A 13623-nucleotide genomic window follows, 5' to 3' on the forward strand; every position below is an offset into this window, starting at 1 on the left:
ATGCTTAGAAAGAAGTCTGGGGTAGCGAAAGGCCCCCTTTCTCAATCTTTCAGCGGCAAGGCGACCGACAAGGTTGTTGACCGGCGTGCGTTTCTGCGCGGGTCAGGTCTTGCTATCGGCGGGATCGCCGGTGCGGTGGCACTATCCGGGGCGAGCGTCAAGCCAGCCGCGGCAAATGCCGTTTCCGCTGCAACTGAAATCAAGAAATCTGTATGTACCCACTGTTCGGTCGGCTGTACCGTCATGGCAGAGGTTCAGAACGGTGTCTGGACAGGCCAGGAGCCTGGCTGGGACAGCCCGATCAATCTTGGTGCGCATTGCGCCAAGGGGGCATCTGTTCGTGAAACCGCCAGTGGTGAGCGTCGCCTGAAATACCCGATGAAACTTGTCGGCGGCAAATGGCAGCGCATGAGCTGGGATGACGCCATCAACGAGATTGGCGACAAGATGCTCGACATCCGCGAGAAGTCCGGCCCGGATTCCGTCTACTGGCTCGGTTCGGCCAAGCACAATAACGAGCAGGCCTATCTGTTCCGCAAACTCTATGCCTATTGGGGGTCAAATAACGGGGATCACCAGGCGCGGATCTGTCACTCCACCACGGTTGCAGGTGTTGCCAACACCTGGGGCTACGGGGCGATGACCAATTCATATAACGACATCCACAATTCCAAGGCGATCTTCATCATCGGGGGCAACCCTGCCGAAGCGCATCCGGTGTCGTTGATGCACGTGCTCAAGGCCAAGGAGCAGAACAACGCTCCGTTGATTGTCTGTGATCCGCGCTTCACCCGCACCGCGGCCCATGCGGATGAATATGTCCGCTTCCGTCCGGGGTCCGATGTTGGCCTGATCTGGGGCATCATGTGGCACATTTTTGAAAACGGCTGGGAAGACAAGGAATTCATCCGCCAGCGTGTTTACGGCATGGAAGACGTCAAGGCCGAGGTTGCCAAATGGACGCCGGAGGAAACCGAGCGTGTCACCGGTGTTCCGGGCTCCCAGCTTCGCCGGGTGGCCCAGCTGATGGCCAATAACCGTCCGGGCACCTTCATCTGGTGCATGGGCGGCACGCAGCACACCAACGGGAACAACAACACCCGTGCCTATTGTGCGCTGCAGCTGGCGCTTGGCAACATGGGTGTTGCCGGTGGCGGCGCCAACATCTTCCGTGGTCACGACAACGTGCAGGGCGCAACAGATATGTGCGTTCTTTCACACTCACTGCCCGGCTATTACGGCCTGGCGGCAGGGTCATGGAAGCACTGGGCGCGTGTCTGGGGTGAAGATTACGAATGGCTGAAGGCTCGCTTTGCCGTCATCAAGGACAAGGATGGCAAGGACAAGAACCTGATGAATTCAAACGGTATTCCGGTTTCCCGCTGGATTGATGGTGTTCTTGAAAACAAAGACAACATGGACCAGCCGGATAATCTCCGGGCGATGGTGTTCTGGGGTCATGCCCCGAACTCCCAGACCCGGATGAAGGAAATGAAGGCCGCGATGGAAAAGCTGGATCTGATGGTGGTCATCGATCCATACCCGACCGTCTCGGCTGTTCTTTCCGACCGGACCGATGGGGTCTATCTGCTGCCGGCAACGACGCAGTTTGAGACCTATGGATCGGTTACCGCATCGAACCGCTCGCTGCAGTGGCGTGAAAAGGTGATTGAGCCGTCCTTCGATTCGCTCCCTGACCACACGATCATCTACAAGTTCGCCAAGAAACTGGGCTTTGCTGACCGAATGTTCCGCAACATTTCGGTCAACAACGACGAGCCGTTGATCGAAGATGTCACGCGTGAGTTCAACAGCGGTCTCTGGACGATTGGCTATACCGGCCAGTCACCGGAGCGCCTGAAGGCCCATATGAAGTATCAGCATACGTTTGACCGGACCACGCTGCAGGCCGTTGGCGGCCCGCTTGATGGTGAATATTACGGTCTGCCCTGGCCTTGCTGGGGGACAGCTGAAATGGGGCATCCCGGCACGCCGCTGCTCTATGACACCAACAAGCCCGTTGCTGAAGGCGGTCTCTGCTTCCGTGCCCGTTTCGGGGTGGAACACGAAGGCAACAACCTGCTCGCCGAAGGCTCATATCCGGTGGGGTCCGAAATCAAGGACGGCTATCCGGAGTTTACCATGGGCATGCTCAAGAAACTGGGCTGGGATGGTGATCTTACGGCGGATGAGCGGGCGGCGATTGAAGCGGTTGCCGGGGACAAGACCAACTGGAAGGTTGATCTTTCCGGCGGTATCCAGCGTGTTGCCATCAAGCATGGCTGTGCGCCGTTCGGTAACGCCAAGGCACGGGTGAAGGTCTGGACATTCCCGGATCCGATTCCGCTGCATCGTGAACCGCTTTACACAAGCCGTCGCGATCTGGTGGCCGATTACCCAACCTATAGTGACCGGAAACTCTATCGTCTTCCGACCATGTATGAGTCGATCCAGAAGAACGATTATTCCAAGGAGTTCCCGATCATTCTCACATCCGGCCGTCTGGTCGAATATGAAGGTGGGGGTGACGAAACCCGGTCCAACCCGTGGCTTGCTGAACTTCAGCAGGACATGTTCGTTGAGATTAATCCACGCGATGCCAACTCCCTCGATATCAGGGATGGGGACATGGTCTGGGTAAGTTCGCCTGAAGGGGCACGGATCAAGGTGATGGCTATGGTCACCGAGCGTGTGGCCAAGGGCGTGGCCTTCCTGCCATTCCACTATGGTGGTCATCTCGAAGGTGAAGATCTCAGGTCCAGGTATCCGGAAGGGGCTGACCCTTACGTACTTGGGGAATCCGCTAACACCGCCATGACATATGGCTATGACTCAGTGACGCTGATGCAGGAAACCAAGTGTTCCCTGTGCAACATTGAGCGTGCTTAAGGGAGGATGATATGGCACGTATGAAGTTCCTCTGTGACGCTGAACGTTGCATCGAATGTAACGCTTGTGTCACCGCCTGTAAGAACGAGCATGAAGTCCCATGGGGCATCAACCGCCGCCGGGTGGTAACCATCCAGGATGGGAAGCCGGGTGAAAGGTCGATTTCCGTGGCCTGCATGCACTGTTCGGATGCACCCTGCATGGCCGTCTGCCCGGTTGACTGTTTCTATCAGACCGACCAGGGCGTTGTCCTGCACTCCAAGGATCTGTGTATCGGATGTGGCTACTGCTTTTATGCATGCCCCTTCGGTGCGCCGCAGTATCCGCAGGCAGGCAATTACGGCTCGCGGGGCAAGATGGACAAATGCACCTTCTGTGCCGGTGGCCCGGAAGATGACATGTCCGAGTCCGAGTTCCAGAAATATGGCCGCAACCGCCTGGCTGAGGGCAAACTGCCGATCTGTGCAGAAATGTGCTCAACCAAGGCGCTGCTTGCCGGGGATGGCGACCAGGTGTCGAACATCTTCCGTGAGCGTGTTGTCGCCCGGGGCTTTGGTTCCGGTGCCTGGGGATGGGGTACAGCCTATTCCATCAAGGGCTCCTGATCCGGCGTAATCATGAGGCGGAACCCTTCTCGGGGTTCCGCCTTTTTCAAAAATTCATCCGGTGAATTCAGTTTCACCCACGATAGTGCTGAAAGTTGAAACCATGCGTTATGCTTTTCACCTTCTTCTCATGTCGGGTCTTGTGGTGACCTTGGCCGCCGGTGTCTCCGGATGCCGCAAGGAAGAGCAGAATCGAATTCTTTCCTATGAAAAAGGAACATATCTGGGAACGCCTGATCGCAAGCTGCCGGAACAGATCGTCAGCAAGCTGGAACAGCGAAGCCGACTGCAAAGTTACTACTAACACCCGGGAGGATCATATTATGCTATTGAAAAAGCTGAGTTTCCTGTGCCTGATGCTGGTCATTGCCGCGGGAATATCTGCCGTCTCACCCGAAGCTCTCGCCCAGACGGCAGGGGAAGTGCCGGGCCAGACCCTCGGGGTTAACTCGGATGCGGATCTGTGGCGATATATCCGCGAAGGAAATGCCGGCAACGCCGCGGTCAAGAATGAACTTGCCAAGATCATGATCCAGTCCGAAGGCGACAACTGGCGCGCGGTCCGCAACGGGCCTGTCTCGGTCTATGGCGCCACCGGCGTGATCGGGATAATCGTTCTTCTCGCCGTTTTCTATGCCTGGCGTGGCAAGATCACCATCGATAAGGGGGCTTCGGGCAAGACCATCGAACGCTTTGCCGCCCTTGATCGTTTCGCGCATTGGCTGATGGCAGGTTCGTTTGTCATTCTGGCCATTACCGGGCTCAACCTTCTATACGGCCGATATGTGCTGCTGCCGGTGATCGGGCCGGAAGCGTTCAGTGCCTTCACGACGGCGGGCAAATATGCCCATAACTATCTTGCCTTTGCCTTCATGGCCGGGCTTGCCCTCTCGTTTGTTCGCTGGGTGCGGGATAATGTTCCCTCCAAGGTCGATATCGAATGGCTCAAGCAGGGCGGCGGTATTTTCGTCAAGGGCATGCATCCGCCGGCGCGCAAGTTCAACGCCGGCCAGAAGATCATTTTCTGGGCGGTGATGATCGGCGGGCTGTCGGTGAGCATGTCGGGCATTGCGCTCATGTTCCCGTACGAGACGGCGATGTTTGCCAAGACATTCGGCATCCTCAACAGCATCGGCTTTGATCTGCCGACGGATCTGACTCCATTGCAGGAACAGCAGCTCAATCAGGTCTGGCACGGGATCGTCTCGCTGGTGCTGATCACCATGATCATTGCCCATATCTATATCGGTTCGGTCGGGATGGAAGGCGCGATTGATGCGATGTATTCCGGCCAGGTTGATGAAAACTGGGCAAAAGAGCACCATGGTCTTTGGGTTGAAGAAATGAAGGGTGCCAAGAAAACCAGGCCGGGTCCGGCGGAATAAGGGCCAGGGTCTCCATGATCGGGCGTCTGTTACACGTTCTCAGGCAAGGCATGAAGGCCGCCATGGGAATATCGGCAGGCGCCCTTTTCTTTGCCGCGCCCGTATCGGCCATTGAGACCTATACCGCCCATGGCGGGCCCATCAAGGGCATGACTCTTGCCGGCAATTCGCTCTATATGGCAACCGCCAGTTTCGATTACTCGACCGTGCTCTGGTCGGTTGCGGAGATGAAGGAAATCGCCTCGCTGATCGGCCATGATGCGGGGGTCAACACGGCGGAATTCTCCCCGGACGGGAAATGGCTTGCCACCGGCGGTGATGATTACCAGATCCTGCTCTGGCGGCTGGATGAGGCCATGGCGTCTCCCGATACGGTCACGCCGCGCATCCTCAAGGGACACAAGGGCAAGATCGTTGATCTTGATTTCAGCGATGACGGCACCCGGCTTGCCAGCGCCAGCTGGGACGGGAGCATCGGGATCTGGGATCTTGCCTCGCCCGGGGGCTCCCGGTTCATCACCGGCCATGAAGGCCCGGTCAATGCCGTTGATTTTTCCGCTGACGGCGCCCATGTCTTCAGCGCCGGCTACGATGGTCATATCAGGTACTGGCGGCTGAGCGATGGGGAGTTTCTGCGCAGTTATGTCCGGAATGGCTGGGGCGTGAATGTCATGGAAGTGCTCGAAGACCGGAATATGCTGGCTTACGGCACCACCGACGGGGCGATGAAAGTCATCACCCTTGATACCCGCGATGAGCTGATCAGCCTAGGCGAGGACCGGGCCCCCGTGCTGTCGCTGCATCTCAATCCGGATACAGGCCAGATAGCATTTGGCAATGCCAAGGGCCGCGTGATGATCGCCGATACCTCCACCTGGACCCTGCTCAGGGATTTTCGCGCCGCCGACGGGCCGGTATGGGGGCTTGTCCTGATGCCGGATGATGGCTCGCTCATGGTGGCCGGGCTCGATGATCACCTTACCCGCTGGCAGATCAATGACTACCCGCCTGAATTTCTTTCCGAAACCGCGGGCGAGAGGCGGTTTCATCCGCCAAAGGATCTCAGCAACGGGGAGCGGCAGTTTGCCCGCAAATGCAGTGTCTGCCACACGCTCGTGGCCGATGGCAAGCGCCGTGCCGGGCCAACGCTCTTCGGGGTGTTCGGCCGTCGCGCCGGCAGTCTTGAAGGCTATCCCTATTCGGACGCGCTGGTGAATTCCAGCATCGTCTGGAATGAGGAGACGATCGACTTGTTGTTCCGTGACGGACCGGATAAAGTGACGCCAGGAACAAAAATGCCGATCCAGCGCATGAAGCGCAAACAGGATCGTGAAGATCTGATCAATTTTCTGAAGCAGGCGACGCTTCAGTAGCAACGATATCAGGAGAGTCTGATGAACATGATTACGATTTCCAGCGCAGTTGCCATCGTCATTGCCGTGGTGGCGTATTTCATCCTCACCAATCTCGGGGCAGATTCGGCGAGCGTCTATTCCGGCATGGCGGTGCGGTTGAACTGATCCCGGGTTTCCGCCATGGCGCCGGGAAAGCGAAGGCCGATGCCGAAGAGAACAATACGTATCTGTGGCGGATTTCTCCTCCTGCTGGTGATGCTGGGGCAACACCTCTCGCCTTCGATGGCAGATCACGGCCCGGAAACCTGGCAAAAGGCGCATGGGGCCGTGGTGTCGGTTCTGCCCACCTGGCCGGGATATGCAAAACCGGGTTTTGGGGCGCCGCCGGGGGTTGCGCCTGAAGGCAGCGGCGTCGTGATAGATCACCAAGGTGATCACGCCTTCATCCTGACCGCCGCCCATGTGGTCTCCCGGGCGAGAGAGATTGCCGTTCGCCCCCATGACGGGAGCCTCACCGAAGCAGAGATGCTTGCCATTGATGATGAAAGGGATCTTGCGCTTCTGCGGGTCAGGATCAGCCTTGCGCCGCTATCGCTCAACCCGGAGACACCGGAGATCGGCGGTCATGTCTGCGTCATTGCCAATGCCTTCGGATTGGGGTTGAGCTTTTCCTGCGGCGTTGTCTCGGCAACGGGGCGTCAGGGCATGGGCTTTAACGCCATTGAGGATTTCATCCAGACCGATGCCGCCGTCAACCCCGGCGCGTCGGGGGGCGCGCTCGTCGATGAAGAGGGCAGGCTGATCGGCATGGTCGATGCCATTTTCACCAAGGAAGCCGATATTGATGCCGGCGTCAATTTCGCCGTCTCAGCCCGGATGATTGCCGAGGTACTGGCAGGCTGGCGGCAAAACGGGATATTGCCGCATCAATAGGGCAGGTATTCCTTGCGCCATTTCAACACCACATTGAATGAAATTGAAATGCGCGGCGCATCCACCATATTCGGATGCACGAAGTGATGCAGAAATGACGGCCATAAAAAGAGATCACCTGAGCGCGGCAGAACGCGATGTTCCGGGTCAACCTGACCATCGCTGCGGATGGCGTTCATATTGGCCTGCGGCCGCGGATCATAAAAGCTGATCGCCCCGGGGTTGAGATCGGAGCGGAAGGTTTCGGCCTCGGCCTGATCGGGCATCGAAACATAATAGGTTCCGCTCAGCCAGGAATGGGGATGGTTGTGCAGGTTGTGGTAATCGCCCTTCATGTTGACATTTGGCCAGGCCTGCACCGACCAGCTCATCTCATAATCGATGCCGAGTTCGCGGGCATAATCCATGATGGCGCGGTCACAGCATTGCCGCAGCCATTGCACCGCCGGGTGATCCCACTCGAAGAGATTGCCGTCAAGATACCGCGCCGTCATGTCGTCACGTTCGGTATTGGCCATGAGCACAAGATCAGCCAGAACCGGATTGGCGGCGTCATGGCCGGGCAGCTCGAGCGACATGAACTGCGTCGGCCAGAGCTGCCGGAATGAGGGGGTTCCTGCGGGGCTGGTCATGTATCTGGTCTCCGGCAAGGGTAAGGGGTATCTCCATCCAGTCTAGATCAGCCGGGAAAGGGATCAAGAAAGAAAGCATATATTTAATAAAACTGAACTTAAAAAAAAGATTTTCGATTTTCTAAATAGTATCTATACTGGTTTCATGAACAGGGAAGATGAAAACATGTTGACCGTGCGGGTCTGGCGCGGCGCGGAAGAAGGGGAATTTCAGACCTTCCGGATTCCCGCCCGTGCGCATCAGACCGTGCTTGATGTGGTGACCGAAATCCAGCGTCGGGAAGATCCAAGTTTAAGCTATCGTTTTGCCTGCCGTGTCGGGGTTTGCGGGTCCTGCGCGATGACCGTCAATGGCCGCGCCCGCTGGACCTGCCGGACTCATATCCGCAGCCTCGGGGATGGGCCGGTCACGCTTGAGCCGCTGGCCAATATGCCGCGGATCAAGGATCTTGCCTGCGACATGACCGGCTTTTTTGACAAATGGGGTGCGGCGGGGAATGATTTCATCAGCGCCCGCAGCCGCCGGGATGCGCCGGCCCGGGTGGATCCGTCTTCACCCCGCCGCGGCGAGGTCGATGCCGCCATTGAATGCATCAATTGCGGTGTCTGCCATGCTTCCTGCGATGTGGTGAAATGGAACGCCGAATATCTCGGCCCGGCGGCGCTGAACCGCGCCTGGTCGCTGGTCAATGACGAACGCCACACCGCAAGGAAGGCAACGCTTGAGGCGGCTCTTGGCCCCGGGGGGTGCAGCAACTGCCACAGCCAGGGCAATTGCATGACCGCCTGCCCGGTCGGGCTCAGCCCGACGCGAAGCATCGCCGGCCTCAAGAAAATGAGCCTTCTTGCCATGATCGGGGTTGATCCATGATCGAATCTCGTCTTTATGCCTTGCAGCGTCTCAGCGCCGTTATCATGGCGCCGCTTGTCGGGGTTCATCTTCTGACCATCCTCTACGCCGTACGTGGCGGGTTGAGCGCCGAAGAAATCCTCGCACGGACCGAAGGCGTTACCATCTGGACAGTCTTCTATGGCCTCTTTGTCGTTGCTGTTGCCATCCACGCGCCGCTGGGATTGCGGAAAATTCTGGTGGAATGGGGAAGACTGCCGCGCCGCTGGGCGGGAAGGCTTGCCGCCGTGCTTTTTGCCGGTCTCCTCATCGCTGGCGGAAGGGCGGTGCTGGCGGTCTCAGGAGTGCTGACATGATGGCGAGCAATCACGCTTCGCCCCGCCGCAGCGCCGGATATCTTGCCTTTCTTCTGCATCGGCTTTCCGGTCTGGCGCTGGCGCTTTTTCTGCCTTTTCATTTTCTGGTCCTCGGGCTTGCGATCGAAGGTGAGGCGCGGCTCGATCGCGTCCTTGCCTGGACCGATCAGCCGCTGGTCAAATTCGCCGAATGGGGGCTGGTGGTGCTCCTGACCCTGCATCTGATGCTGGGCCTGCGGGTGCTGCTGCTCGAATGGGCACCATGGCGGGGGGATCTGCGTTCCGGCTGGATCGGCGGCGGGATCATCCTTGCTGTTCTGGCCGGGATCGGCTTTATCCTCGGGGTTGGGTGATGCGAATAGAACGCCATGAGATGGATATTCTGATCATCGGCACCGGCGGGGCCGGTCTCTTTGCCGCCCTGCATGCCAAACAGGCCAACCCTGAACTTGACGTGACACTTGCCGTCAAGGGGCTGGTCGGCAAATGCGGCTGCACGAGGATGGTTCAGGGCGGGTACAATGTCGCGCTCCAGCCCGGTGACAGTATCGAACGTCACTTCATGGATACGATTGTCGGGGGGAAATGGCTGCCGCGGCAGGATCTCGCGTGGAAACTCTGCGAGACGGCGGTGGAACGCGTGCAGGAACTTGAAAATGAAATCGGCTGTTTCTTTGACCGCAACCCCGATGGCACCCTGCACCAGAAGGCTTTTGCGGGCCAGAGTTTTGATCGCACAGCGCACAAGGCTGATCTGACCGGGATTGAGATCATCAACAGGCTGATGGAAAAAGTCCGGCAGGCCGGGGTGCGACGTCTCGAAGAGCACCGGGCCATCAGGCTTGTTCCCGCGAAGGATGGCTCAGGCATTGCCGGGGTCATGCTGATTGACATGCGCGAGGGCAGTTATCGCTATGTCAGCGCCAAAGCCGTGCTGATGGCGACCGGTGCCGGGCCCACGATGTACCGGTATCACACACCTTCGGGCGACAAGACCTGCGATGGCGTGGCGATGATGCTTGATTACGGGCTCGCCTTTCGTGATATGGAGATGGTGCAGTTTCACCCGACAGGGCTTCTGGGCGGGCCGGATACCCGCATGACAGGAACGGTGCTCGAAGAGGGGCTTCGCGGTGCCGGCGGGTATCTGCTCAACGGCGAAGGTGAACGTTTCATGGCAGGATACGATCCGGCCGGGGAGCGGGCGACGCGGGATATCGTCAGCCGCGGCATCTATCAGGAAATGCGTGAAGGCAGAACGACACCGATGGGAGGCGTTTATATCAGCATGGCGCATCTGGGGCCGGAGAAGGTTGAAAAAGCGTTTCCCGGCATGGTGAAGCGTTGCCGCGATTGCGGATTTGATCTTGCCGGCGGCCGGGTGGAAGTGGTGCCGACGGCGCATTACATGATGGGCGGGGTTGAGTTCAACATCGATACATCCACCGCCATCCCCGGGCTTTTCGCCGCGGGCGAGGATTGCGGCGGCGTGCATGGCGCCAACCGTCTTGGCGGGAACGGTGTTGCCAATTCAACGGTGTTCGGCGGCATAGCCGGGGACAGCATGGCAGCTTATGTCAGGGGCGTGGCCAGGCATCGAGACCCGGATGAAGCGGAAATCGACCGGGCGGTGGCCGAGGCCGAAGCGCCGTTCAGTCTTCCCGCTGGTGATATTTTCGCGGCCCGCGACCGTCTGGCTGAGATCATGTGGGATGATGTCGGGATCATCCGCACCCGGGCAGGTCTTGAACGCGGGATGAAAGAGATCGAAAATCTTGCTGCCGAGATTGAAAAGATGGGGGTTCCCGATGGCAGTCGTGCCTTCAATCTCACCTGGCATGACCGGCTCAACCTGCGCTCGCTTGTGCTGGCCTCGCGGGTGATTGCCGCCTCGGCGCTGGCTCGCGAAGACAGCCGCGGCGCCCATTTCCGTGAAGATCACCCCGAAGCAGGTGATCTTGACCAGACCAGATATACCAAAGTCAGGCTGGCCGATGGCAAACTTTCCCTGTCGATGGAAAAAGTTGATTTTTCCATTGTCCGGCCGGGCGAAAGCCTGATCGACGGCGCCGCCGCCACGCCACCCGGAAATGCCGCGGAGTAGAGCCATGACCATCACCACCGCCACGATCGAAGAAGCTGCTTTCACCATCATGCAGAAGGCGGCGATTGATATCCCGGAAGATTATCTCGAAGGCATCAAGGGGATGGCCGAAAAGGAGGATGGCGATCTTTCCGCTTTTGTGCTCCGGGCCATGCTTGAAAATTATGAGGCCGCAACCGAAGATCGCCGCCCCATGTGCGCTGATACAGGTCTGCCCCGATACTACGTCAAGATCGGCGACAGGGCGAAGGTTGAAAGTTTCGTCGGCCTGGATCGGGGGTTGCGTGCAGCCACCGCCCGCGCCACCCGTGAGGTGCCGCTCAGGCCCAATCGCGTGCATCCCCTCTGGCGGACCGAGCATAACAACAACCTCGGCATCAATGCCCCGGAAGTCGAATGGAGTTTTGAGCCGGATGCCGACTGGATCGACATCACCACCGTGCACAAGGGCGGGCTTTTCGGCAGCGACTACCGGATGCTTTTCCCCGGTGACGGGATCGACGGCATCAAGAGATTCTTTCTCGACACGCTGATCGCTTTCGGCAAACGCGGTCTTGCCTGCCAGCCGGCGATTGTCGGTGTCGGCATCGGCGGCTCCAAGGATACCTGCATGCAGTTGGGCAAGCAGGCCGCCTGCCTGCGCGTCGTCGGTGACCGCAACCCTGACCATAAGATCGCCGAACTTGAAGGCGAGCTGATCGAGCTTGGCAATTCCATCGGCATGGGTGCCATGGGCTTTGTCGGCTCATCGATGGTGGTGGATTGCCATATCGAGGTCGGATACACCCATACCGGCGGCATGCCGGTGAGTGTTCATACATTCTGCCTGTCGTCACGGCGGGCAACGGCGCGCATCCATGCCGACGGAAGCATCACCTACCGAACGAATCCAGACTGGTTCACCCCCTATATGCGGCGGGAGGGCATAGAATGACGGCAACGAAACTGACAACGCATCACCTTGATCTTCCCGCAAGGCCTGAAGATATAGCAAGGCTGAAACCCGGGGATGTCGCCTATCTCAACGGCATCGTCTATACCGCGCGGGAAGGTGTCTACAACCGCGTTCTGGGCGGCGGGGAAGATCTGCCGGTTCCGGATCTGGCCACGTTGAGCAACGTCAATTTCCATTGCTCACCGGCGGCGGCCCCCGATGGCAGGGGCGGCTATTCCATCGGCGGGGTGACGGCGACGGCATCTTTCCGGTTTTCCAAATGGATGGCGGACTGGCTGGACCTGACCGGCACAAAACTGGTGATCGGCAAGGGTGGGATGCCGCTTTCGGATTACAAGGACATTCTTGCGCCGCGCGGGGCGGTGTATCTGACCACGGTTGGCTATGGCACCGGGGCGTTGCTCGGCCGCGGCGTCAAGGGCGTCAGCGCGGTCCACTGGCTGGATGAGCTTGGCATCGCCCAGGCCATGTGGATGTTTGAAGTTGAAAAATTCGGCCCATTCATCGTCGACAGTGACTTTGAGGGGAATTCGCTCTTTGCCCGCCAGGGTGAGATCATCAACGCGAAACTGGCCTCGCTCTACGACGGCCTGAAGCCGCCCGCCCTGCACCGCTATGGTGAAACCGATGACCGGAAAGACGAGCTGATGTAGTCATGCCCGATATCAAGACCCTCGAAACCTTCCGCTCGGTTGTCAATCATGGCAGTTTCAATGCGGCGGCCGAAGAAATGGGTGTATCGGTCAGCACCGTCAGCCTGCAGATGCGCAACCTTGAAACCTTCGCCGGCATGCTGCTTTTTGATCGTGGACGCAAACCCCTACCCTTGACACGTGATGGGCTTGCCTATCTTGACCGGGTTGATGCCGTGCTTGAGGCGTGGTCGGTGCTGAAACCTCGAAAATCTGCCGAGCTTGAAGAAGGGCATCTTCATATGGGAACGGTGCATACCGCGCTTGCGGGGGTGATGCCGGCAGCGCTGAAATGTATTCACGCCCGTTTCCCGAAACTCATCGTCACCATCACCCCCGGCCTCAGCCATGAGCTTGAGGCCCGGCTTCTGGCCGGGCAGATGGACTGCGCCTGTCTCAGCCTGCCGGACATGCCGGTCGGTGGGCTTGAATACCGGCAGGTCATCTCCGAGCCGCTGGTGGTGATTGTTCCTGCGGATCATCCGCATACCCGGGCGCCCGAATGCCTGCGGCAGGGACCATATATCAGATTTAACCCAAGGGCACGGGTGGGCGCATTGATTGAAAAAGCCCTTCGCCGGCAGAATCTGAAACTTGCATCGGCGATGGAGATCGACACCCTTGATGGGGTGGTGGCGCTGGTGGAAAACGGGCTTGGTGTTTCGGTCATCCCGCTTTCGCGTGCCGCCAGGCTTCCGGCATCGATCCGGGTGATGGATCTGGCCGGTGATGCCGAACGCCATCTCGGGCTGGCCTTTCCCAAAGTGGGTCGGCAGGCGCATCTGATCGAGGCCATTCATGAATGTTTCAGAACAGCCCATGATGGCGCGGTTTCGGATTGATCCTTCTTGCAATCGCAGATAGGCT

General features: G+C 58.7%; 15 protein-coding genes. 14 read left to right on the forward strand and 1 reads right to left on the reverse strand.

Annotated elements, in window-relative coordinates; genetic code table 11:
* The 7 genes from AB8880_01520 to AB8880_01550 all read left to right on the forward strand — a co-directional run bounded on the left by AB8880_01520 (position 1) and on the right by AB8880_01550 (position 7167).
* A complete protein-coding gene (locus tag AB8880_01520) occupies positions 1–2889 on the forward strand; it encodes a formate dehydrogenase subunit alpha (GenBank protein XDZ66099.1) in 2889 nt (962 codons plus the stop codon).
* Between the two features lie 11 nt (positions 2890–2900).
* The gene (gene fdh3B / locus AB8880_01525) at positions 2901–3494 is read left to right on the forward strand and encodes a formate dehydrogenase FDH3 subunit beta (protein XDZ66100.1); all 594 of its coding nucleotides are present in this window, start codon (positions 2901–2903) and stop codon (positions 3492–3494) included.
* Positions 3495–3597: 103 nt separating this feature from the next.
* A complete protein-coding gene (locus tag AB8880_01530) occupies positions 3598–3798 on the forward strand; it encodes a hypothetical protein (GenBank protein ID XDZ66101.1) in 201 nt (66 codons plus the stop codon).
* Positions 3799–3817: 19 nt separating this feature from the next.
* A complete protein-coding gene (locus AB8880_01535) occupies positions 3818–4879 on the forward strand; it encodes a formate dehydrogenase subunit gamma (protein ID XDZ66102.1) in 1062 nt (353 codons plus the stop codon).
* Positions 4880–4893: 14 nt separating this feature from the next.
* Entirely contained in the window at positions 4894–6252 is a 1359-nt protein-coding gene (locus tag AB8880_01540) for a c-type cytochrome (GenBank protein ID XDZ66103.1), read from the forward strand.
* 21 nt (positions 6253–6273) lie between these two features.
* A complete protein-coding gene (locus AB8880_01545; protein ID XDZ66104.1) occupies positions 6274–6399 on the forward strand; it encodes a hypothetical protein in 126 nt (41 codons plus the stop codon).
* Between the two features lie 39 nt (positions 6400–6438).
* Positions 6439–7167 carry a S1C family serine protease gene (locus AB8880_01550; GenBank protein ID XDZ66105.1) on the forward strand — a complete coding sequence of 243 codons (729 nt, stop codon included), beginning with the start codon at positions 6439–6441 and terminating at the stop codon, positions 7165–7167.
* On the opposite strand, the gene AB8880_01555 is transcribed toward AB8880_01550, so the two are convergent.
* Positions 7161–7799, reverse strand: coding sequence for a 2OG-Fe(II) oxygenase family protein (locus tag AB8880_01555; protein ID XDZ66106.1), 639 nt, complete (start codon positions 7797–7799; stop codon positions 7161–7163). The two genes, AB8880_01550 and AB8880_01555, sit on opposite strands and share 7 nt — an antisense overlap.
* Positions 7800–7965: 166 nt before the next feature.
* Here AB8880_01555 and AB8880_01560 point away from each other — a divergent pair, with 166 nt between their 5' ends.
* Genes AB8880_01560 through AB8880_01590 form a run of 7 tightly spaced genes read left to right on the forward strand, consistent with a single transcriptional unit; the run spans position 7966 to position 13598 of the window.
* On the forward strand, positions 7966–8670 hold the full coding sequence (locus AB8880_01560) for a succinate dehydrogenase/fumarate reductase iron-sulfur subunit (protein XDZ66107.1): 705 nt from the start codon (positions 7966–7968) through the stop codon (positions 8668–8670).
* Complete coding sequence (locus tag AB8880_01565; protein XDZ66108.1) at positions 8667–9005, forward strand: succinate dehydrogenase; 339 nt, start codon at positions 8667–8669, stop codon at positions 9003–9005. The genes AB8880_01560 and AB8880_01565 overlap by 4 nt, the downstream gene beginning before the upstream one ends.
* Positions 9002–9358 carry a succinate dehydrogenase gene (locus tag AB8880_01570; protein ID XDZ66109.1) on the forward strand — a complete coding sequence of 119 codons (357 nt, stop codon included), beginning with the start codon at positions 9002–9004 and terminating at the stop codon, positions 9356–9358. The genes AB8880_01565 and AB8880_01570 overlap by 4 nt, the downstream gene beginning before the upstream one ends.
* On the forward strand, positions 9358–11109 hold the full coding sequence (locus AB8880_01575; GenBank protein ID XDZ66110.1) for an L-aspartate oxidase: 1752 nt from the start codon (positions 9358–9360) through the stop codon (positions 11107–11109). The genes AB8880_01570 and AB8880_01575 overlap by 1 nt, the downstream gene beginning before the upstream one ends.
* Before the next feature lie 4 nt (positions 11110–11113).
* Positions 11114–12043, forward strand: coding sequence for a fumarate hydratase (locus AB8880_01580; protein ID XDZ66111.1), 930 nt, complete (start codon positions 11114–11116; stop codon positions 12041–12043).
* Complete coding sequence (locus AB8880_01585) at positions 12040–12717, forward strand: fumarate hydratase C-terminal domain-containing protein (protein XDZ66112.1); 678 nt, start codon at positions 12040–12042, stop codon at positions 12715–12717. The genes AB8880_01580 and AB8880_01585 overlap by 4 nt, the downstream gene beginning before the upstream one ends.
* 2 nt (positions 12718–12719) lie before the next feature.
* Positions 12720–13598, forward strand: coding sequence for a LysR substrate-binding domain-containing protein (locus tag AB8880_01590; GenBank protein ID XDZ66113.1), 879 nt, complete (start codon positions 12720–12722; stop codon positions 13596–13598).
* Positions 13599–13623 lie beyond the last annotated feature (25 nt).

Source organism: Alphaproteobacteria bacterium LSUCC0684, assembly GCA_041228335.1.
Lineage (GTDB): Bacteria > Pseudomonadota > Alphaproteobacteria > Puniceispirillales > UBA1172.